This is a genomic window from Xanthobacter variabilis (genome assembly GCF_043831965.2).
Lineage (GTDB): Bacteria > Pseudomonadota > Alphaproteobacteria > Rhizobiales > Xanthobacteraceae > Xanthobacter.
The window spans coordinates 573,535-595,000 of record NZ_CM195533.1 but is presented as its reverse complement, the minus strand read 5'-3'; the positions used below and the strand labels follow the sequence as shown (position 1 = coordinate 595,000).

General features: G+C 66.1%; 19 protein-coding genes. 8 read left to right on the top strand and 11 right to left on the bottom strand.

The window, feature by feature from the left end:
* Positions 1–817: 817 nt before the first annotated feature.
* Positions 818–1,030: a hypothetical protein gene (locus V5F26_RS02635; RefSeq protein WP_394059097.1), complete on the bottom strand. Its 213-nt coding sequence runs from the start codon at positions 1,028–1,030 to the stop codon at positions 818–820.
* A gap of 310 nt (positions 1,031–1,340) precedes the next feature.
* On the opposite strand from V5F26_RS02635, the gene V5F26_RS02630 reads away from it, so the two are divergent.
* The 5 genes from V5F26_RS02630 (at position 1,341) to V5F26_RS02610 (ending at position 5,307) form a co-directional block, all read left to right on the top strand.
* Positions 1,341–1,943, top strand: coding sequence for a L,D-transpeptidase (locus tag V5F26_RS02630; protein ID WP_394947651.1), 603 nt, complete (start codon positions 1,341–1,343; stop codon positions 1,941–1,943).
* 224 nt (positions 1,944–2,167) lie between these two features.
* Positions 2,168–2,884 carry an HAD family hydrolase gene (locus V5F26_RS02625; RefSeq protein ID WP_394947650.1) on the top strand — a complete coding sequence of 239 codons (717 nt, stop codon included), beginning with the start codon at positions 2,168–2,170 and terminating at the stop codon, positions 2,882–2,884.
* 152 nt (positions 2,885–3,036) lie between these two features.
* Positions 3,037–3,816, top strand: coding sequence for a DUF1499 domain-containing protein (locus V5F26_RS02620; RefSeq protein WP_509210535.1), 780 nt, complete (start codon positions 3,037–3,039; stop codon positions 3,814–3,816).
* A gap of 93 nt (positions 3,817–3,909) precedes the next feature.
* Positions 3,910–4,704 carry a creatininase family protein gene (locus V5F26_RS02615; protein WP_394947649.1) on the top strand — a complete coding sequence of 265 codons (795 nt, stop codon included), beginning with the start codon at positions 3,910–3,912 and terminating at the stop codon, positions 4,702–4,704.
* Between the two features lie 165 nt (positions 4,705–4,869).
* Positions 4,870–5,307 carry a BlaI/MecI/CopY family transcriptional regulator gene (locus V5F26_RS02610; RefSeq protein ID WP_394947648.1) on the top strand — a complete coding sequence of 146 codons (438 nt, stop codon included), beginning with the start codon at positions 4,870–4,872 and terminating at the stop codon, positions 5,305–5,307.
* A gap of 337 nt (positions 5,308–5,644) precedes the next feature.
* On the opposite strand, the gene V5F26_RS02605 is transcribed toward V5F26_RS02610, so the two are convergent.
* From V5F26_RS02605 to V5F26_RS02575, 7 genes are all read right to left on the bottom strand, one after another.
* Positions 5,645–6,289 carry an NUDIX domain-containing protein gene (locus V5F26_RS02605; protein WP_394947647.1) on the bottom strand — a complete coding sequence of 215 codons (645 nt, stop codon included), beginning with the start codon at positions 6,287–6,289 and terminating at the stop codon, positions 5,645–5,647.
* Complete coding sequence (locus V5F26_RS02600; RefSeq protein ID WP_394947646.1) at positions 6,286–7,914, bottom strand: ABC transporter ATP-binding protein; 1,629 nt, start codon at positions 7,912–7,914, stop codon at positions 6,286–6,288. Before V5F26_RS02600 ends, V5F26_RS02605 begins: the two co-directional genes overlap by 4 nt.
* 16 nt (positions 7,915–7,930) lie before the next feature.
* The gene (locus V5F26_RS02595; protein WP_234051277.1) at positions 7,931–9,151 is read right to left on the bottom strand and encodes an ABC transporter permease; all 1,221 of its coding nucleotides are present in this window, start codon (positions 9,149–9,151) and stop codon (positions 7,931–7,933) included.
* Between the two features lie 3 nt (positions 9,152–9,154).
* Positions 9,155–10,270 carry a microcin C ABC transporter permease YejB gene (locus V5F26_RS02590; RefSeq protein WP_394059108.1) on the bottom strand — a complete coding sequence of 372 codons (1,116 nt, stop codon included), beginning with the start codon at positions 10,268–10,270 and terminating at the stop codon, positions 9,155–9,157.
* A gap of 219 nt (positions 10,271–10,489) precedes the next feature.
* A complete protein-coding gene (locus V5F26_RS02585) occupies positions 10,490–12,385 on the bottom strand; it encodes an extracellular solute-binding protein (protein WP_394947645.1) in 1,896 nt (631 codons plus the stop codon).
* A gap of 49 nt (positions 12,386–12,434) precedes the next feature.
* Positions 12,435–14,321, bottom strand: coding sequence for an extracellular solute-binding protein (locus V5F26_RS02580; protein ID WP_394947644.1), 1,887 nt, complete (start codon positions 14,319–14,321; stop codon positions 12,435–12,437).
* Between the two features lie 331 nt (positions 14,322–14,652).
* On the bottom strand, positions 14,653–15,216 hold the full coding sequence (locus V5F26_RS02575) for a c-type cytochrome (protein WP_394059114.1): 564 nt from the start codon (positions 15,214–15,216) through the stop codon (positions 14,653–14,655).
* Between the two features lie 439 nt (positions 15,217–15,655).
* On the opposite strand from V5F26_RS02575, the gene V5F26_RS02570 reads away from it, so the two are divergent.
* The gene (locus V5F26_RS02570; protein WP_394947643.1) at positions 15,656–16,513 is read left to right on the top strand and encodes a prephenate dehydratase; all 858 of its coding nucleotides are present in this window, start codon (positions 15,656–15,658) and stop codon (positions 16,511–16,513) included.
* Between the two features lie 18 nt (positions 16,514–16,531).
* On the opposite strand, the gene V5F26_RS02565 is transcribed toward V5F26_RS02570, so the two are convergent.
* The 3 genes from V5F26_RS02565 to V5F26_RS02555 all read right to left on the bottom strand — a co-directional run bounded on the left by V5F26_RS02565 (position 16,532) and on the right by V5F26_RS02555 (position 20,307).
* Positions 16,532–18,316, bottom strand: coding sequence for a uracil-xanthine permease family protein (locus V5F26_RS02565; protein ID WP_394059119.1), 1,785 nt, complete (start codon positions 18,314–18,316; stop codon positions 16,532–16,534).
* Entirely contained in the window at positions 18,309–19,256 is a 948-nt protein-coding gene (gene nudC / locus V5F26_RS02560) for an NAD(+) diphosphatase (protein ID WP_394059120.1), read from the bottom strand. The genes V5F26_RS02565 and nudC overlap by 8 nt, the downstream gene beginning before the upstream one ends.
* A 217-nt stretch (positions 19,257–19,473) precedes the next feature.
* The gene (locus tag V5F26_RS02555) at positions 19,474–20,307 is read right to left on the bottom strand and encodes a universal stress protein (protein WP_234051266.1); all 834 of its coding nucleotides are present in this window, start codon (positions 20,305–20,307) and stop codon (positions 19,474–19,476) included.
* 241 nt (positions 20,308–20,548) lie between these two features.
* Here V5F26_RS02555 and V5F26_RS02550 point away from each other — a divergent pair, with 241 nt between their 5' ends.
* Complete coding sequence (locus tag V5F26_RS02550) at positions 20,549–20,674, top strand: hypothetical protein (protein WP_255684199.1); 126 nt, start codon at positions 20,549–20,551, stop codon at positions 20,672–20,674.
* A gap of 177 nt (positions 20,675–20,851) precedes the next feature.
* On the top strand, positions 20,852–21,466 hold the full coding sequence (locus V5F26_RS02545) for a 50S ribosomal protein L25/general stress protein Ctc (RefSeq protein ID WP_394059123.1): 615 nt from the start codon (positions 20,852–20,854) through the stop codon (positions 21,464–21,466).

Sequence of the window (21,466 nt, the reverse complement as noted above, 5' to 3'; positions counted from 1 at the left end):
GCGATCGGCGATGCGGGCTGGATTGCAGCGGCTGCTGATTAACGTGCTCCGTGTCCCAGGGTTTCACCGATGGACGCAGCTTGGGGCTCCTGACCAGGATGGCTAGCGGTCCGGCTACTTCTCTCTAGGTGGCTGCGGATACGTCGTTGCTAGCGCTGTGTCGCGGCCAGAATAGCTTCTGGAGTAGGTGGCTGGGTGTGCGCTCGCCGCTGATGGGGCGCTGGGCCTTGGATTGCGTCCGTTCTGCCACGTCCGAGGTCGCTTGCTTGAGCGCTGAGAGGGCAGTTCTTGCCGTGTAATCCGGTCCAGGCTGAAAGTGCCGTCGGGTGATTTCAAATTGGCGGGCGAGGCTGCCGAAGCAGATCCAAACCGAACCGAGGAACGTTCGTCCGACACTGCGCTCCGACGCGACTGCGGGCCACTTTTCGGGAGCTCTTCGCTCAGGGACGCTATTTCGCATCGCTAAACAGCAGACGCTAGGTCGGGTCGCTTCGGCACCTGGCTTCTCACCCTAGAGGGCAATGGCCGAACCCGCTCTGCTGGCGATTTAAGATTGGGCGGGCGCGAACAAGGGTGTCTCAGGGGCGGCCCTGGGTTCGCGGCGTGCGATGAATCCGGTGGCAAGTCATCTCGGCTTCTCGTCGGAATTCTGCATGCGAAGTTGCCAGATCATCCCGAGCGATGGCAGATCTTTAATCGCTCTACAGGGCGGCTCTAGCGGTCGGAGAAGGGGAGCTGCTGACCTCTGGGTAGAGTTGGGCGGTGTGCCAAGTGCCGAGGCGCGGACGCCGGGCACACCTCCCTGATGCCGTCCGGGTCACGCGGCGAAGTAGTCGATGTCGCGCAGGGTCACAATGCGCTTTTCACCGGAGGGGGGCGTAGCCGCGGCATCGCGCTGGGCGCTGGACTGCTGGGCTGCCGCGGCAACGGACGCGATTCCAATCTGCCGCCACTGTTGCGCCTGCGCCTGGCGCTTCAGATCGTCCTGGACGGGCGCCTGCTGTGTGGACGACGGGTGGTTCGTGGACATGGTCTTCTCCCTCAACGCAATACGAGCCAAGAGGCTACTCTTCACTTGTGCGCCTTAGTGATGGGCATCGACTGCGTCGAAACTGTGCAATGGATGCGACTTCTCTAAGGTTGTGAAAACAGAAAGCGCCTAAAAGCTTGAAAATCTCCAAACGGACCTGACGAAAGGAGAGGATGTGAGGCATTTCGGCAACAGGTTAGGAGAACCCCGCAACTGCACAGTTTCGGGCCTTCAAGCATCCGGCACATTCGGTTAATTCAGGAAACACAGTGTTCGATTCCTCATTTTGAGGTTCTAGGAAGAGGCCGATATGATGTGGCGGGCCGCAGGGGCGCTTGTGCTCGGATTGGCGCTTACGGGGTGTATGTCGGAAGCCTACGCACCTGCTCCGACGACGGCGCAGACGGCGCGGGATAAGCAGCTTCTCGCAAATGCGCCGTACCCGAAGGTCAAACCTGAAGGGCAGTTTGCTCGGCATGAGGTCGAGTATACGACCAACAAGAAAGCCGGAACTATTGTGGTCGATACGCCCAATAAGTTCCTTTACCTTGTTGAAGGAAATGGGAAAGCCATTCGCTACGGTGTGACCGTCGGTGAAGAAAGCCTAGCCTTCCGCGGCAGCGCGAAGGTTGGTCGCAAGACCGAGTGGCCGAGCTGGACGCCGACGCCGGAAATTCACCAGCGGATTGCCGGCTTGCCGTCCTACGTGGCGCCCGGTCCGCACAACCCGATGGGTGCGCGCGCCCTTTACCTTTATCAGGGCAGCACGGACACGCTGTTCCGCATTCACGGCACGAATCAGCCGGAGCTGCTCGGGCAGGCCATTTCCTCCGGGTGCATTCGCATGCTGAACGAGGACGTGATCGACCTCTACAGCCGCGTGCCGGTTGGGACTGAGGTGGTGGTTCTCTGAGCCCCATCCGTCGCGACAGTGGTTTTAAAACGGGCGCGCCCTCCGGCGCGCCCGTTTTTGTTTGCGTGCGCTCCTGTAGCGTAGGCGCTCGCGAGACATTGACGTGAGACGTTGACCTGTCCGTTCACGAAGATCCGCCGGTGACGTCTGGTGGTGGCCCGAGGGCGGAGGGATGGCGGTCGCCGCCTTGAGGCGCTTGCCGCTGATGGGGGTGAGGCTTGGCAATGCTGGATGGTATTGAGGCTCTCCTGCTGGACAAGGACGGGACGCTGATTGATTTCGATCGCACCTGGGGGCCTGCGGCGGGCGCCGTGATGGAGCGTCTGGCTGGGGGAGACCCGGCGCGCCTTGCCCGGTTGCATGAGGTCAGTGAGTATCGGGCCGCCGAGCAGCGTTTCCTGCCTTCTTCGCCTTTGGTGGCGGGGTCATCGGCCCATTATGGGCCTCTGTGGGCGGATGTTTTGGGGGGGGCCGGCTCGGCCGGGTTTCTGGCGGAAATCGACGCCCTGTTCGCCCAGGCGGGTTTGCGTTTCCTCACGCCCATTGGCCGGCCTGAACGGACGCTGAAGCGGTTGGCCGATGCCGGCTTGCTTTTGGCCATGGTGACGAACGATGCCGAGCGAAACGCGCGCCAGCAGGTGGCTGCACTCGGTCTCTCTCCCTGGCTGCAGACCATTTATGGCTATGATTCCGGTTACGGCTCCAAGCCTGCTCCAGGTATGGTGCTGGCGGGAGCGGCTGCGGCGGGGGTCGCCCCGGAGCGAACGGCTGTGGTTGGCGACACTGCACATGATCTCGAGGCCGCCCGTGCGGCCGGGGCGCGCTTCATCCTTGTACGCAGCGGACCGGCTCCGGTGGGGCACCTCGTGGATGCTGCGGATCTTGTGGTTGAGAGCGTGAACGACCTGCCTGACACGCTATTCGCTGGCGCCGGACCCTAAGTGGAGCGATCTCCGGCGCCAGGGCATCAGGTGGAGGTGCGGGCGCCCGCGTGATGATTCGCAGCGCGTTCTGATGTCGGGCCCTTGCCAATGAGGCCCGGCTCCTTCATGTCAGGGGGGAAGGGGCCGTGGCGGGCGGATGACCAAAGCGCATGATCAGGCGTCGTCTGTACATTGAAGAGCGGGTGTCGCCCACGGCCCGGTGGAGCTTCCGCCTCGCTTTGTTCGCCGTGCCGGTTCTGGTTCTGTCGATCCTGCTGTACCGGCTCGGCATTCTGGATTTCACGCTGGCAACGGTGGCGTTCGCCGCCGGTCTGGCGGTGGCGGCCTTGGGCGGCCTGCTGGGGGCGGTCGCCTTCTTCATCACCTGGGAAAGCGGATGGGTCGGCATCGGCCGGGCGATGGCCGCGGTTGCGCTCGCGGTCGTCGTGTTGTCGGCGCCAGCCGTGGTCATTGCCCGCGGCATGATGCTGCCCGAGCTCGCGGACATCTCCACGGATCTTGAGGATCCGCCGCACTTCCACGCGCTGCTGCTCGCCAGCCCGCGGGAGGCCAATGGCCATTCCGCGCCCGACGCCCTGGCGGCGGATGCGCAGCGGATGGGCTATCCCGGCATCAAGCCCGTTGATCTCAGCGCCACGCCCGAAGAGGCGTTCAACGCGGTGCTGACCCTGGTGCAGAAGCGCGGCTGGCACATTCTGGATGCGGCCCCCCCGCGCGGCACACAGCGCGATGGGCGGATTGAGGCCGTGGCTGTCTCCCGTATCATGGGCTATCGAAATGATGTGGTGATCCGCATCCGGCCCACGCCCAAGGGGGCGCGGGTGGATATGCGCTCGGCATCACGGTACGGAATGCGCGATCTCGGCTCGAACGCCGAGCGCATCGAAAGCCTGATGGACGACCTCGCCACGGAGCGCCGCAAGCATTGATGTGCGCCGCCGTGGCGGTTGGATGCACGCAGGCGCCAGTCGCTGTGGTCGGTGGGGAAGGGGAGCGGGCAGCGCCCGCCGGGAGCGTCGCACGTGTTCTTGAGATGGTCCGAACTGTCCTCGCCTGCCATTGCGGCTCTCGACAAATCGCGCCTCGTCGCGGTTCTGCCGGTGGCGGCGGTGGAGCAGCATGGCCCGCATCTGCCCCTCGGCACGGATCTTTTTATCGCGGAAGGCTATCTGGCTCGCATCGCGCCACTGGTGCCGGATGCGCTGGACGTGGTCGTGCTACCGGTGCAGGCGGTCGGCAAATCCGATGAGCACCAGACCTTTGCCGGCACGCTGACCCTGTCGCCGGCCACCGCCATCACCGCCTGGGTGGAGCTGGGGGCCTGCCTTGCCCGCGCGGGCGTGCGCCGGCTAGTGCTCATGAACACTCATGGCGGCAATGTGCCGGTGATTGATCTGGTGGCCCGCACGCTGCGGCTGGATCATGGAATGCTGGTCGCCATGTCCTCCATGCACCGGTTTGGCTATCCGCCGGGGTTGTTCGCGGATCATGAACGGGCCCATGGCATCCATGGCGGGGAGGTGGAAACCTCCCTCATGCTGGCTTTCCGGCCAGAGCTGGTGGACATGGGCCAGGCGGCCGATTTCGTGCCCTATTCGGTGGAAATGGAGAGTGCCTTCAAGCGCCTGCGCGCCAACCATCCCGTCGGCTTCGCCTGGCTCAGCGAGGATCTGAGCGCCGCCGGAGCCATGGGCGACGCGCGCGGCGCCACGGCGGAGAAGGGCCACGCCGCGGCTGAGTTCGGCGCCCGCGCCTTTGTGGAGCTGCTGGAGGACGTGGCCGCCTTTGATCTGGAGCGGCTTGATGCGCCGTATTGATTGATTGAACCCCAGGGGGGCGGCGCCCGTCACTCCATTGACCATGGAAATGTTGTAAGTTGTACAATCGTCCTTTCCATCAAATTCGTATTGACATTGTCTGGCGGTGGGCTATCGTGTGATTAACGGTGCGCTGGTTGCCGCCGATTCGATGGGTGGGATGTGATGAAGTCCTCATACTTGGCACGTATGCAGGCTCGGATTTCCGAGCTTGAGGGGATCATCAAAGACGCCGAGCGAGAGCTTGGCGACCTTCGCACCGCCATACGTGTCCTTGAGTCATTCGGTTCTGGCGATGGGGACGTCATGGATGTTGCTACGCGCTCTGGGCGCGGACCGACCATCAGCGATTTGATTTCGGAGGTGCTAACCGAATGCGGGCCGCTTGAAAGTCGCGAGATTTTCGAGCGTGTTAGCGCTCGTCAAGAGACGACTGCCAACACTGTCTCAACCACCTTATCCCGGATGAAGGATCAAGGGGTGGTTGCGCTCAACGGGCGTAGTTGGGGTTTGATCAATAAGAGCGCCTCGGCGGTTGATGAGATGCTCTCCGAGCCGGTCCCGGAGGAGTTTTCAGATCTCCAGAAAACTCCGCTCGGCTAACAAAAAAGCGGCTGCGCCAAAGGCACAACCGCTTTCTGATTTCGAGTGCGCGCGACAATGCTTTGCTCGGCCGATCGCACGCAGACACACAAACACGGAGGTCGGCAAGGACCGAGATGCCTGTGGTTAGATCATCATGACGAAGCCCCGCCGGCTGACACTGCGTTAGCAGTGGTGCCCCGGCGGGCACCCCATCAGGGGACGGTTACGGCCGGTGCCAAGGAACGATTTGCAGCGTCTCCCCTTGGGGTTCGACTCCCCCCGTCTCCACCTGTCCATATAGAGCAAATGAGTGAATCCGTCTACGGCCGGAACTGTTGAAAGCCCTTGACGCACCTTAGCTGGTTTTCGCCAGCAGCTCCGCCACCCGGCCTCGGTTGAGCGCGAGCCATTGCAGCGCGATGATGAGATAGCCATTGGCGCAGCGGCCGGCGGACAGCATGTCCAGGGCGTCGTCCACCGATAGTGCGAGCGGGCGAATGACCTCGTCCTCTTCCGCAAGGCCGGCCCGCTCCGGCAGGCGGCTGGCATCCACCTGCGCCAGGAACAAGGTGGCCTGCTCGTCGGTGATGCCGGGGGTGGGCAGCAGCCGCATGAAGGGCACCATGCGGCCCGGCGCCAGGCCGGTTTCTTCCACGCATTCGCGGCGCGCGGCCGCCTCGTCCTCCTCGCCGGCCTCGACGCCGCCGGCGACGATCTCCACCAGATCGCTCCGCTCCCGCCCAAGTGCAAGATAGGCTGGCAACCGGAACTGACGCACCAGCACCACCTGGTCGCGCGCCGGATCAAAAGCGAGCACCCCCACTACCCGGCCGCCGCGCAGAATATCGCGGGTCTGGGTGATGACGCTGCCATCCGCCTCAAGAAGGCGCGCCACATAGCGCTCATAGGGGCGATAGCCGGGGGCGATCAAAGTGGGGCCCTGCACATCCACGTCGGCGGGGCCATCGCCGGGCAGGGGCGGCTTGTCCATCTTGCTCATTGCCTCACCACCTCGCCGCCGGCGCTTTCCAGGGAGAAGGCGGCGGCGAACAGAGCGCGCGTATAGTCCTCGCGCGGGGTTTCGAACACGGCGCGGGCCGGGCCTTCCTCCACCATCTGGCCGTTGCGCATGACCAGGATGCGGCTCGCCAAGGCCGACACCACGCGCAGGTCGTGGGAGATGAACATGAAGGTGAGGTCGCGCTTCCTCTGCAGGGCGCGGAGCAGCTCCACGATCTGCGCCTGAACGATCATGTCGAGCGCGCTGGTGGGCTCGTCCAGCACCACGAAGGAGGGCTCCAGCGCCATGGCGCGGGCGATGGAGATGCGCTGGCGCTGGCCGCCGGAGAATTCGTGCGGATAGCGGTGTCGTGTTCCGGGATCGAGCCCCACATCGGCCAAGGCGGCGATGACGCGCTGTTCGCGCGCTTCGGCGGAAAGGCTGCGCTGGTGCACCAGCAGGCCTTCTTCCACGATCTCTCCCACCGACATGCGCGGGGAAAGGGAGCCGAACGGGTCCTGAAACACGATCTGCATGTCGGCCCGCAGCGGGCGCAGGTCCTTGAAGCCCAGACCGTCAATGCGCTTGCCGAGGAAGGTCACGGGCCCGGCGGAGGAGATGAGGCGCAGCAGCGCCAGGCCCAGAGTGGTCTTGCCGGAGCCCGATTCCCCCACCACGCCCAGGGTTTCCCCCCGGCGGATGGAGATGGAGACGCCGTCCACCGCCTTCACATGGCCCACGGTCTTGCGAAAGATGCCGCGCTTGATGGGGAAATAGACCTTGAGGTTCTCCGCCTCCACCACCACGGGTGCGTCCTGCGCCACCGGGGCGGGATCGGGCTTGGGCTCGGCCTTCAAGAGGGCCTGGGTGTAGGGATGGCGCGGGTTCAGGAAGGTCTCTTCGGCGCCGCCCTGTTCCACGATCTCGCCATGCTGCATCACGCACACCCGATCGGCGATCTTGCGCACGATGTTGAGGTCGTGGGTGATGAACAGCATCGCCATGCCGAGCCGCTTCTGAAGATCCTTCAAAAGCTTGAGGATCTGCGCCTGCACCGTCACGTCGAGGGCGGTCGTGGGCTCGTCGGCGATGAGCAGGTCCGGCTCGTTGGCGAGGGCCATGGCGATCATCACGCGCTGGCGCTGGCCGCCCGAGAGCTGGTGGGGATAGGCCGAAAGCCGAGAGGCGGGATCGGGAATGCCCACTTCGGCGAGCAGCTCCAGGGTGCGCGCGCGGGCGGCGTTCGCGGAAAGGCCCCGGTGCAGGATGAGCATCTCGCCCACCTGCCGCTCGATGGTGTGGAGCGGGTTCAGGGAGCTCATGGGCTCCTGGAACACCATGGTGATCTTGTTGCCTCGCACGCCCCTCAATTCCCGCTCGGAGACGGTGAGCAGATCACGCCCCTCGAACAGGATCTCGCCGGAGGGGTGGCGCGCGGCGGGATAGTTCAGCAGCTTCAGGATCGAAAGCGCGGTGACCGACTTGCCGGAGCCGCTCTCGCCCACCAGAGCCAGGGTCTCGCCCTTGGTGATGTCGAACGAGACGTGCTTCACAGCGAGCGTTTCCGAACCCTCGCGGCGGAAGGCGACCGACAGGTCGCGGATGGAAAGGAGGGGGGCCGTCATCTTGCGCTCTCCTTTCTCACGCGAAGGTCTTGCGCGGGTCGAAGGCGTCGCGCACCGCCTCGCCGGTGAAGATGAGCAGGCTCAGCATCACCGCGACGGTGAAGAAGCCGGTGAGGCCCAGCCACGGCGCCTGGATGTTGTTCTTGCCCTGGGAGAGCAATTCACCCAGCGAGGGCGAGCCAGGCGGCAGGCCGAAGCCCAGGAAGTCCAGGGCGGTGAGCGTCATCACGGACGAGGAGAGGATGAAGGGCAGCATGGTGAGGGTGGCCACCATGGCATTGGGCAGGATGTGCCGGGTCATGAGCGTGAAGTTGCCCACCCCCAGGGCGCGCGCCGCCTGTACATATTCGAAATTGCGTGCCCGCAGGAATTCCGCCCGCACCAGCCCCACCAGCGACACCCAGGAAAACAGGAGCAGGATGCCCAGGAGCACCCAGAAGCCCGGCACCAGCACCGAGGAGATGATGAGCAGCAGGTAAAGCGAGGGAATGGCCGTCCAGATCTCGATGAAGCGCTGGAACAGCAAGTCCACCCAGCCGCCGAAATAGCCCTGCACCGCGCCTGCGGCCACACCAACCACGGAAGAGACGATGGTGAGCGTGAGGCCGAACAGCACCGAGATGCGGAAGCCATAGATGAGGCGGGCGAGCACGTCGCGGCCCTGGTCGTCCGTGCCCAGCCAGTTCCACTCCAGGCCCGCGCAGCCAGCAACGCCCTTCTTCTCCGCCACCGTCTTGCACTGGTCCTCGGTGAGCATCCAGGTGGGCGGGGAGGGGGCCGGGGTCGGCAGGTCCAGATTGTGGGTGGAATAGGAATAGCGGATGGGCGGCCAAACCATCCAGCCGCCCTTCTCCGCGATCAGCTTCTGAAGGTAGGGGTCGCGATAGTCCGCATCGGTCTCGAAATCCCCGCCGAAAGTGGTTTCCGGATAGGCGCGGAACACCGGCACGTAATAGTGCCCCTCATAAGAGACGAGGATGGGCTTGTCGTTGGCGATGAATTCGGCGCCCAGCGACACCACGAACAGCACCATGAAGACGAGGAACGACCAATAGCCCCGCCCGTTGGCGCGGAAATTGGCGACCCGCCGCCGGTTCAGTGGCGAGAGGTCGAAGCGGCCCCGGGGCTTGTGCCCGGGTGGGTTCTCCCCGGGTGGCGGCAGGGCGCCGTGGGGCAGCTCGCGGGCGGCGGGCACGTCGGTGGGCTCGCCCGGCTGGAGCAGGGGCACATTCTCCATGGTTCAGACCTCCCGCGTCTCGAAGTCGATGCGCGGATCGACCAGCATGTAGGTGAGGTCCGAGACGAGGCCGACGATGAGGCCGGCGAGCGAGAAAATGTAGAGGGTGGCGAACACCACCGGATAATCCCGGTTGAGCACGCTTTCAAACGAGAGAAGGCCGAGCCCGTCCAGGGAGAAAATGGTCTCGATCAGCAGCGAGCCGGTGAAGAAGGCCGAGATGAAGGCGCCCGGAAAGCCGGCGATGACGATGAGCATGGCGTTGCGGAACACATGCCCATAGAGCACCCGGCTTTCAGTGAGGCCCTTCATGCGGGCGGTGGTGACATATTGCTTGCGGATCTCTTCCAGGAACGAATTCTTGGTGAGCAGGGTCATGGTGGCGAAGGCGCCCAGCGCCATGGAGGTGATGGGCAGCACCAGATGCCACGCATAATCCACGATGCGCTCGGGCCAGCTCATCTGCCAGAAGTTCTCTGAGGTCAGCCCCCGGAGCGGGAACAGGTCCCAGAACGAGCCGCCGGCGAACAGGATGATGAGCAGGATGGCGAACAGGAAGGAGGGGATGGCATAGCCGACGATCACCACCGCCGAGGTCCACATGTCGAAGCGCGAGCCGTCGCGCATGGCCTTGGCGATGCCCAGCGGAATGGAGATGGCATAGGTGATCAGCGTCATCCACAGCCCGAGGGAGATGGAGACGGGCAGCTTTTCCGCGATCAGGTCCAGTACCGTGATGTCGCGGAAATAGGAGCGGCCGAAATCGAAGGTCGCATAGTCCTTGATCATCTTGAAAAAGCGCTCGTGGGGCGGCTTGTCGAAGCCGAACTGCTTTTCGAGCTGGGCAATGAAGGCGGGGTCGAGCCCCTGGGCGCCGCGATATTTGGAGGCGATCGCATCGCCCGCGCCCGCCGCCTGGGCCGCAGCCGCGCCGCCGGTGAAATCTCCCCCGCCGCCGGACACGCGGGAGGTGGCGGAAACGTCGTCGCCCGTAAGCTGGGCGATCACCCGTTCCACCGGTCCGCCAGGCGCGAACTGAACGACCACGAACGACACCAGCATGATGCCGAGCATGGTTGGCACCATGAGGGCAATGCGGCGGATGATGTAAGCGAGCATCGCGTCTCCCGATCCGGACTGGCGGCGCAGACTAAAGCGTTTTCAAGCGAAGTGGATACCGGCCGACGTGAAGAAAATGCGTCGGCGCCAGATGCTGGAGCAATCCCCGCGAACGCGGGCGGCAGCTTTGCGCGCGAGCCTGCGCCACGGCAAAGCGTCCCAGATCCCCGCGGTTGGGCGCCGGGCTTGCGCTCCAGGCCCGCGCTTCGCCGGCCGGCCTCATTCGGCCTTCTGCCCGTCGGGTGCGGTGCTCCACCAGGTGTCGAGCACGCCCAGCTCATAGCGCGGTTTCACCTTGGGCCGGTCGAACACGTCCCAATAGGCAATGCGGTTTTCGCCCGAATACCATTGGGGAATCCAATAGTGCCCGGCGCGGAGCACCCGGTCGAGGGCACGGCAGCAGGTGATCAGCGCTTCCGCATTCTCTGCCGCCAGCGCCTGGTTGATGAGGGCATCCACCACCGGGTCGGCAATGCCCGCCACATTGTAGGAACCGGGTGTGCGCGCGGCCTCCGTGGAGAAATAGGCGCGCAGTTCGTCGCCCGGATAGGGCGCGAAGCTGTAGCGGCGGGTCACCACGTCGAAGTCGAACGTTTGAAGCCGCACCTGATATTGCGCGGGGTCCACGATGCGGAAGCTGGCCTCGATGCCCACCTTCTTCAAATGGCCGATGAAGCGGGCATGGTGGCGCTCCATGGCGCCACTGTCCTCGAGGAACTCAATTCTGAAGGGCTCGCCCTTGGCGTTCACCAGCTTGCCCTGGCGGATCATGTAGCCGGCGCTTTTCAGCAGCTCCACCGCCTTCAGCCGCAGGGCCCGATCCTCGCCGGAGCCGTCGGAGGCGGGCGGCACATAGGGCTCGCCGAACACGTCTTCCGGCAACTGGGCGCGGAACGGGTCCAGCAGCTTCAGCTCGGCGGGGGAGGGCAGGCCCTGCGCCATCATGTCCGAATTCTGGAAGAAGGAGACGGTGCGGTGGTAGGAATCGTACATCAGATTCCGCCGCGTCCAGTCGAAGTCGAACAGAAGGCCGATGGCCTCGCGCACCCTGCGGTCGAAGAATTGCGGGCGGCGGGTGTTGAGGAACCAGCCCTGCACGCCGGAAAAGCTTTCGTCCGGCAGCGTCTCCAGCTTCACCCGTCCGTCGCGCACGGCGGGGAAGTCGTATTGGGTGGCCCATTCGCGGGCGGTGAATTCCTCGCGGAACAGATAGGTCCTGGCCTTGAAGCCCTCGAAGCCGGCGATGCGGTCGCGGAAATATTCGTAGCGCACCGTATCGAAATTGAAGCGGCCCTTCATGGTGGGCAGGTCCGCGCCCCAATAGTCCTTGACCCGGTCATATTCGATGAAGCGCCCCTGCTCCAGCCGCGCCACCTTGTAGGGGCCGGAGCCCAAAGGCAGGTCCATGGACGACTGGCTGAACGGATGCTGCGCCAGATAGGCCTTGGAGAAAATGGGCATGCCGGCGGCGGTCAGCGGCACATCGCGCGCGCGGCCAGGCTTGAAGCGCATGACCACCGTGCGCTCGCCATCCGCCTCCACGCTGGTGAGGTCGCGCAGGGCCATGCGGATGGTTTCGTAGCCATCCGCCTTCAGGGCCGCGAAGGTGGCCACCACATCGGCGGGGGTGACGGGGCTGCCGTCATGGAAGCGGGCCTTGGGGTTCAGCGGGAAGCGATAGGTAAGCCCTTCGTCGGCAATCTCCACCCCCGTGGCGAGGCGCGGATACATGGCACTCTTCTCGTCGCCGGCGGCGGCCATGAGGGTGTCGTAGATCAGCTCGATGCCCTGGGCGCCGTTGCCACGCTGATTATAGGGGTTCAGCGTGTCGAAGGTATTCAGCGACTGGTTGTAGAAGGTGGTGCGGCCCATCTGCGAGAAAGGGCCGCCCTTGGGCGCGTCCGGATTCACATAGGCGAAGTGGGTGAAATCCGCCGGGTAGCCCAGGTTTCCGAAGAAGGAGATGCCATGGCGCATCTCGGCCTTCGCGGAGGGCCCGCCTTCTTCATCCGCCGGCGCGGTGGTTTCGGCGCGGGAGGCGCGAGGCCCCAGCACGCCAGCCGAGAGGCCGACGCCGACACCGATGCGGAGGAGGGAGCGGCGGGAGAGCGTCATGGGATGAGGCCGATCACGTCATGGAACCAGGTCGCGTTGCACCGCCGTGTCATTTGGCTTGGCCGATCTTGGCCGCCTTTTCCGCATCAAACCACCAGATGTCCGGGAAGGCGAACGAATAGGCCGGCAGCGGCGCGGGATGGGAGAAGCGGTCCCAGCGCGCGGTGCGGGTGTAGTTCAGCGTCCAGGCCGGAATGACATATTCATTCCACAGCAGAACCCGGTCCAATGCGTGGGTGGCGGCCATGAGGTCGGCGCGGTCGGTGGCGTAAATCACCTTGTCGATCAGCGTATCGACCGCCGCGTCGCGAATGCCGCCATAGTTGCGCGAGCCTTCGCGATCGGCGGCGGCGGAGCCGAAAAAGTCGCGCTGCTCGTTGCCAGGCGACAGGGACTGGCCCCAGCCCGACACGATCATGTCGAAGTCCCGCGCCCGCACGCGATTGATGTATTGGGACGAATCCACGAGCCGGATGGTGACGGTGATGCCGAGCCGCTCAAGCGCCGGCTTGTAGAATACCGCAACCCGCTCGAATGCCGGGCTGGCGATGAGTATCTCGATGGTGAAGGCCTCGCCCTTGGCGTTTACCAGCTTGCGGTTCTTCACCTCCCAGCCGGCGGCCTTCATGAGCTGGGTGGCCTCGCGCAGATTGGCGCGGCGGGCGGTCTCGTCGCCGCTGACGGGGTTGGTGTAGGCGGTGGTGAACACCTCCTGCGGCACCTTGCCCTTCAGGCTCTCCAGAATATCAAGCTCGCGGCCCTGGGGCAGGCCGGAAGAGGCGAGTTCCGTGCCGGAGAAATAGGAATTGATGCGCTTGTACTGATCGAAGAACAGCGCATGGTTCATGCCCTCGAAATCGAGGGCGTAATTAAGCGCGCGGCGCACGCGCCGGTCCTGGAACTTCTCGCGCCGCAGATTGGGGATGAAGGCCTGCATGACGCCCGAGGCGCGGTTCTCGAACATTTCGAGAATGACCTTACCGTCCTTGCGGGCGGGGAAGTCATAGGCGGTAGCCCAGTTCTTGGCGGAGGATTCCACGCGGAAGTCATACTGGTCGGCCTTGAAGGCTTCCAGCATCACGGTGTCGTCGCGGAAGTATTCGTAGCGGATCTCGTCGAAATTGTCCTTGCCCACGTTCACATTGACATCCTTGCCCCAATAGTCGGCCACACGCTCATAGGCGATGGAGCGGCCGGGCACGACGTTCTTGATGCGGTAGGCGCCGGACCCCAAGGGCGGCTCCAGGGTGCCCTGGGTGATGTCGCGCGGCTTGCCGTCGGGGCCGATGCCCGTCCACCAGTGCTTCGGCAGCACCATGAACTGGCCCACGATCTGCGGCAGCTCGCGATTGCCGGCCTGGTCGAAGGTGAAGGTCACCTCCCGCTCGGCGGTCTTCTCCGCCTTCACCACGTGGGAATAGTAGAATTTCTGGTTCGGATTATTGGCCACCAGCACCTCGAACGACCACACCACGTCCTCGGCGGAAATGGGGGTGCCGTCATGCCATTTGGCACTCTCGCGCAGCCGGTAGGTGACGGAGGAAAAGTCGGCGGGGTAGCTGACCCCTTCGGCGATCAGGCCATATTCGCTCGCCACCTCGTCATAGGCGGACGTCATGAGCGTGTCGTAGATGAAGCTCAGCCCGCTGGCGAGGCTGCCGCGCGGAATGACGAAGTTCAGCGAATCAAAGCCGCCATCCTCGGCCAGGCGCAGCACGCCGCCCTTGGGCGCTGTGGGGTTCACATAGTCGAAGTGGGGAAAGCCGGCGGGATAGCGGGGCTCGCCCATCAGCGAGAGGCCGTGACGGAAAGCGGGGGTGCTGGCGGCCGCGCTGCTCCCGGTGGCTGCGCTGGCCTCCTCGGCGAAGCCGCGCGTCGCGAGCATCGGCGCAAGGGCGGTGGCGAGGGTGAACGCACGGCGGGTGAGCAGGGGCATCGACGTCTCCGGAAACAGGTCCGCGGTTCCCCGCAATACCCGATTATGGCGCCGGCCGCGACGTGGGAAAGGCGGGCAGCCGGGGTGAGGCACGGAACCGGATCGCAGGGTGCCTCCCCGCTGGGGCAACAAAAAGGGCCGATCCTGGCGGACCGGCCCTTTTTGAACAGCGCATGTCTGACAAATGCGTGAAGGCCCAAGCGCTTGGAGCCGCCTTGCCCACTCCCGGCTCGCCTTCCGCGACACCTTGAACGGGCTGGAGGGCGGCGGGTGAACCGGGGCTCGCCCCGCCGCCCTCAATCTTCAGCCTTCAACCTCGCTTGGCAGCGCCTCACTTGGCCGGCGCGGCCTCGGGAGCGGCAGCCGCGGCGGTGGGCAGGGGCTGCGGATTGTGCGACAGCGAGTTCAGGTAGGCGATGATGTTGGCGCGATCCACGGCCTTGGGCAGGCCGGCGAAGCCCATGGCGGTGCCGGGCACGGCGGACTTGGGATTGGTGATGAAGGCGTTGATGGCCTCCGGGGTCCACTTGCCACCCTTGGCCTTCATGGCCGCCGAATAGGCGAAGCCCTCGACGCTGGCCACATCGCGGCCAACCACGCCGTAGAGATCCGGGCCGACCTTGGCGCCGGCGCCTTCCGCGAAATTATGGCAGGCGCCGCACTTCTTGGCGACGGTCGCACCCTTTTCCACCGAGGCGGTGGCGAACAGCTCCTCAATGGTCGGCTCAGCCACCTTGGTCGCGGTCGCGCCAGCTTCCTCGATGGCGATCTCATAGCCCGGCTTGGCCGGGGCCTCGGGCGTGAAGAGGATCTGGGAGGTAATCCCGATGCCCACGGCAAATGCTAGCGTCGCCAGCAGGGCACCTGCAATTTTGTTCAATTCAAAAAAGGTCATCGGCGCTATGCCCCTCGAAGCCCTTGTTTTGGAGCATCCCGACCCGCGAAATGGGCAGCGCGCGGTGGTGTGCTTCCTATCCCTATAATATGACGCGCGCGAACCCCTCCGCGCATTCTCGGCGACACTAAGCACTTTGATTGGAACGGCGCAACCCGTATTAAGGCGCCTGCCGGGGCCGTCACCGCGGTGTCGCGAACCGTTCGGAAGCGATCCGGCGGAGAGGTTCCGCGCCCGGCCTTTAATTCCTTCGCGCTGGCGCGCTGGCGACCCTGGGCCTGGCCTTGGGGCAGGTGCGGCGGGCGCGCGGCGTTGTCGCAGCCGGCGGCCTTCCGGCATGGTGGATCGAGTTCCGCTCGGGGTGGATATCCCCGCGCATCGCGAGCGGGCATCGTGGCTTTCCCTTCCGGGAGGCGGCGCGGGGCGGTGAGTGTCCAGGATGCGTCGCATCTCGTTTCAGGGTGAGCCGGGGGCCAATTCCCATATTGCGTGCCGCGAGGCCTTTCCCGACTTGGAGGCGCTGCCCTGCGCCACGTTCGAGGATGCCTTCGCCGCGGTGGATGGGGGCGAGGCCGAGCTTGCCATGATCCCCATCGAGAATTCGGTGGCCGGCCGGGTGGCGGACATTCACCGCCTGATGCCCCAGTCGAAGCTGAACATCGTGGGCGAATACTTCCTGCCGCTGTCGCACCAGCTGATGGCCGTGCCCGGCGCCACCCTTGGCACCATCCGCACCGTGCAGAGCCACGTGATGGCGCTGGGGCAGTGCCGCAAGGCCATCGCCGAATTGTCCCTGACCCCGCTCATCGGGGCGGATACGGCCGGTTCCGCCCGCGAGATCGCCGAGGCAGGAGATCCCACCCGCGCCGCCATCGCCTCGCGCCTAGCGGCCGAGATCTACGGGCTCGACATCCTCAAGGAGAACATTGAGGACGAGGCACACAACACCACGCGCTTCATTATCCTGGCCCGCAATGGCGAATGGGCGCCGGCCGAGAGCGCCCCGGTGGTGACCACCTTCGTGTTCCGGGTGCGCAACGTGCCGGCAGCGCTCTACAAGGCGCTGGGCGGCTTCGCCACCAACGGCGTCAACATGACCAAGCTCGAATCCTACCAGATGGACGGGCACTTCACCGCCACCCAGTTCTATGCCGACGTGGACGGGCACCCCGACGAGCGCTCCGTGCGCCTGGCGCTGGAGGAGTTGGCGTTCTTCTCCCGCGAGATGCGCATTCTGGGCGTCTATCCCGCCCATCCCTTCCGCGCGAGCCTCCAGGTGGGGCCGGAAAACCCCTGAGCCAGCGGCGCGCTCCGCTCAGTGGTCGAAGCGGAGCGCGATGCGGGCGCGGCCCTGGCTGCGGCCGAAGCGAACATGATCGGAGAGGCGCTGGAGCATGTAGGCGGTGAAGCCCGCCACCTCCTGCGCATCGCCCAAGAGCGCCTCGGGCGAGGGGCGCTCCTTGGGCGGCTGCACGATCTCGCCATCATAGAGAAGATAGACGTCGAGGTGGGCCTCGTCGAAGCGGGCGCGCAGCTCCACCGGGCCTTCCGCGAGCCCGCTGTCGGTGATGAGCTCCAGCGCCTGGGCAACGGTGGGGATGGCGGCGGCGATCACGTCGCGGCGGGCGCCCCACACATCGCCCTGCTTTTCCAGGAAATCGCGGGCGAAGGGGAAGGCGTGGGCGCCCTCGGGCACCTTCTCCCCGGTCTCGCGGGCAATGCCGATACGGAACAGGATGTTCAGCAGGATGGCACTGCACGCCGCCACCGTGAGCGGGGTGGAGAACAGGGGCTGCAGCGCGGCCGGGATCTGCTCCTTCAGTGGCAGCAGCGCCACCGAGAGGCCCGCCAGCACCGAGAGCCCCACCAGGAACACCCGCCGCTCGGAGAGCCGGCGCGATACGATGAGGTCCATGCCCGCCACCACCAGATAGGCGGAAGTATAAAGCAGGATGCCGCCAATCACCGGCGAGGGAATGAGGGTGAGCGCCACGATGGCCTTCGGGAAGAAGGCGATGGCGAAGATGAGCGCGCCGGCGGCGATGCCGATCACCCGTGCGGTGGCCTGGGTGGCGAAGGCCAGCCCCACCGACGACGAGGACAGGCCCGACTGGAAGCCGCCGCTCAGCCCGTTGAGCATATTGCCGATGCCGCAGGCGGTCACCGCGCGCTGGGCCGCGCGCATGTCGGCGCGCCGCCAGTCGGCGTCATTCATGCGCTCCAGCGAGACGGTGACGGACAGCACGTCCACCAGATTGATCAGCACCAGCAGCGCCATCAGCGGCAGCAGGCTGGGCTCGATGCGCAGATCAGGCAGGGTGGGCTCGGGCCAGGCCATCAGCGGCGTATCGGCGATGATTCGCGCGGCGTCGGGGTGGTCCACACCCAGCATCGCCGCCAGCACCCAGCCCAGGCTCGCCCCCGTCAGCATGGCGAACAGCTTCAGCCCGCGCGGCGCAAACACCGTGACGGCAACGATGAGGCCGAGGGTGGCGGCGCCGGTCATGAAGGCCGCGGGGGCGACTTCGGCGCTCTCCGTGGCCATGCCCAAGGCACGGCGGAAGGCCGGTCCGGCGAGGGAGACGCCCAGCATGGTCACCGCCACGCCGCACACTTCCGGCGGCAGCAGCACCCGCAGTGGCCGGGCCAGCCGGGCAACGAATATCTGCGCCACGCCGACGGTGAACATGGTGGCGCCCCATAGCCCCATGCCGCCAAGGGTGAGCGCCTGCAGGGCCAGGGGAATGGCGCCCGGCGAGGGAATGTGCACCGCCAGGTAGCCGCTGCCGAAGCGCGTGGGCAGGCATTGCAGCACGGTGGCGATGCCGATGCACAGGGCACACGCGGTGAGCATGCTCGTGGTCTGCGCCGCCGGCAGGCCGACTTCGGTGGCCGCGAGGATTGGGTAGAGCAGGAAGGTGGCCGCCAGCATGGCGTGCTGGCTGGCCAGGGTCAGCAGATTGGGCCTGGGAACCGGGTCGTTGAGACCATAGACCAGCGAGGGCGGGCGCCGGCCCTGCCTCTGTCGCCCACCCGGCGGGGGGAAGGCGCGGTCCAGCAGCCGCCAGAGCACGGAGCGGGTGGGCGCGGCCTCAGGCACGCGCGCCTTCCACGAAAGCGCGCATGAGGTGGTGGGCGATGGCGGCCGTCACCGGGGCGAACAGACCGTCGGGGTGGGTGTGGGCGATGAGGGCGGCGGTCTCCTCGCGGGAGAACCAGCGCACCGCCTCCAGCTCACCGGGATCCATGGTGATGGCTTCGGACGTGGCCTCCGCGAGGCAGCCGAACATGAGCTGCATGGGGAAAGGCCAGGGCTGGCAGGAATGGTAGGTCACGCGGCCCACCGCGATGCCCGCTTCCTCCATGGTCTCGCGCCGCACAGCGTCCTCAATGGTTTCGCCTGGCTCCACGAAGCCGGCAAGGCAGCTCCACATGCCAGGCGGGAAGTGGGGCTGGCGGCCCAGCAGGCATTGGTCACCGCGGGCGGTGAGCATGATGGCCACCGGGTCGGTGCGCGGAAAATGCTGGGCGCCGCAGCTGGGGCAATCCCGCCGCCAGCCGGCTTCCACCACCCGCGTTTCTGCCCCGCAATTGGCGCAGAAACGATGCCGGCCGTGCCAGCCGAACAGGGCCTTGCCGGTGGCCAGGGAGCCCAGGTCGTCATTGGCGACCAGTCCGCCGGCGGCGATGGAGCGCAGGTCCGTCACCTTGAAGCCGAGGGCCTCGATCTCCTCCCGCCGCCCGGGGTCGAAGGAGAGGCCAAAGCGCGGCGCGTTGCCCTCCAGGCCCAGGAACAGCATCCGCTCGTCGCACCACGGCCGGGCTTCGGCGAGGGAAAGAAGGGGATCGTCGAGCGCGCCCGCCTCGCGGGCCGGCTTCAGGGCCACCAGCTCACCGCCGAAAACATAGGCGCGCGCCTCCGCGTGGGAACGCAGGGCATGCGCGGTGCTTCGCAGATGGGCCGCGCGGTCGAGGCGGGTTTCCACATAGCCCATCGGGGGCCATGCGCCGAGGTCGGGGCGGGAAGGGGAAAGCAGCATGATGGGTCAGGAACTTCCAGCGCGGCGCGGGTGCCCGACGGTGGCACGGGCGCCGCGGCGAGGCAAGGCCGCCCATGGGGCAGGGGCGACGAGGGCGGGGAAACGGGGTGGGGGGATGGCAGGGGGCATATGGTCCCCCAAGCCTCCAAGTCCGCGCCCCCTGTAGTTGATCGCCGGGCCGCTCCGGGAACCGCGCAGGCGTCGGCGCCGCGCTTCCTCAGTGGTAGACGAAGAGCGGGCAGGGCGGGTTTTCGGCCAGCTTGTGGGTGGTGGAGCCGAACAGCAGCTCGTGCCAGCCCCGATGGCCATAGGAACCCATCACCAGCAGGCCCGCTTTCATGTCGGTGGCCTCCAGGCGGAGCACCTCGGCGATGTCGACGCGCGAGGCCACCGGCGCAGCCTCTGCCCCATAGCCATGGCTGGCGAGATAGGAGACGGCGGCGGAAGCGTTGCGCGCGGCGGTCTCCTGGCCGGTATCCACCGACACCACCTTTACCCGCCGGCCCTTCGCGATGCCGGTGAGGGCGAACATCTGGAGCGCGCGCATGGCCGGCATGCTGGCGTCGTAGCCCACCAGCACGTCGCCGCCGTTCGGCATCTCCTCTCCGCACACCAGGAAGGGGCGGGGGGTGGCGGCCAGAAGCTGCGAGAGGAGGTCGGGCAGGGGCACTTCGCTTCCGGCGTGGAAGCCGGTGTCGTGGCCGGTCACCACCAGGTCGCGGGTTTCCACCGCCATCCGCAGCGCCGCCTGGGGATCGCCCTCGAACGAGAGCCATTCAAAGGGAATGCTGCGATCGGCACATTGCTGCTGGTATTGGGCGCGCAGGCGCTTCTGCAGCGCCTCCGACTCGGCGAGCAGCTCGGCTTCCACGCGCGCCTTCAGGGCGCTGGCACCGGCCCGGCCCAAGGTCGGCAGATCGAGGGCGGAAAGGTCGACGCCGGCCAGCCCCGCCAGGCCCGCGCCGGTTTCCTGCGCGAGCTTGAAGGCCGTGGCCCGCGCCGTCTCCGAGGCCGATGATTCACCGAGCAGGAGCAGAATCCGCTGGAGCATGGTGTCCCTCTTCGCTTCGGATGGCCGCAACGTCCCCGCGGGGCGGGGCAAGAGAATGGCTGTAAGGCCCTGCTTTCCCGAAGGCAACTCGCGCGGCGCGCGGAGGTGTCCGGATCCGGGTTGCTGGGGAAAGCGGGTTTTTGCCGCCCGGGGCGCGGGCGCCGGCTTTCCTCGGGCGCGGGATCCATTATGGTCGCAGCCACCGGCCGCGATGCGTGCGGCGCTGATATTTGGAGCATCCATGCGGGTTCTGGTTCGCTTGACCCTGGTCGCCGGCCTCGCCCTCGGCCTCACCGCCTGCGACAAATGCGGCAACTGGTTCGGCCAGGGGCGCCCGGCCGCCTGCCAGGGTGAAACGCCCAAATAGCGGGCCTTCGAAGGGTCGCGGGGCGGCGCCGGCGTTGCATTTGCACAGCCATGCCGCTATAAGCGCGCCTTCGCGCGGAACATGCGCCCCCCTGGAGGCGTGTTGCGCTGCGGAGCCATGCGGCCGCGATTGCGGCCGCTGGCCGTTTGAACCCTCAAGAATTCAGGATCAAGTGCCATGACCGCCATCAAGGAACTGAAGGCTGTGGCGCGCGCGCGGGCCGGCAAGGGGGCCGCCCGTGCCGAGCGCCGCGCTGGACGCGTGCCCGCCGTCATCTACGGCGAAAAGCAGGACCCCGTCACGATCTCGCTGGACTTCATCGAGGTCAACAAGGCCATCTATGCGGGCCACTTCCTCACCACCCTGTTCGAGGTGGACGTGGACGGCACGAAGCATCGTGTCATTCCCCGCGACTACCAGATGGACCCGGTGAAGGATTTCCCCCTGCACGTGGACTTCCTGCGGGTGTCCAAGGGCACGACCCTCACCGTGGAAGTGCCGGTTCATTTCGTGAACCAGGAGGCTTCCCCGGCGCTCAAGGCGGGCGGCACCCTCAACGTGGTGGCCCATTCCGTCGAGCTCGAGGCTCCGGCTGACGCCATTCCCGAGGCGGTTGTGGTGGACCTCACCGGCGCCGCGTTCGGCGACATCTTCCACCTCTCCAAGGTGAAGCTGCCGGCGGGCGTGACCTGGGCCGGCCATGGCGACGACACCCTCGCCACCGTGGTGGCCCCGACCGTCTCCGCCGAGCCGGCCGCCGAGGCCCCGGCCGCGGAAGAGCCCAAGGCCTGA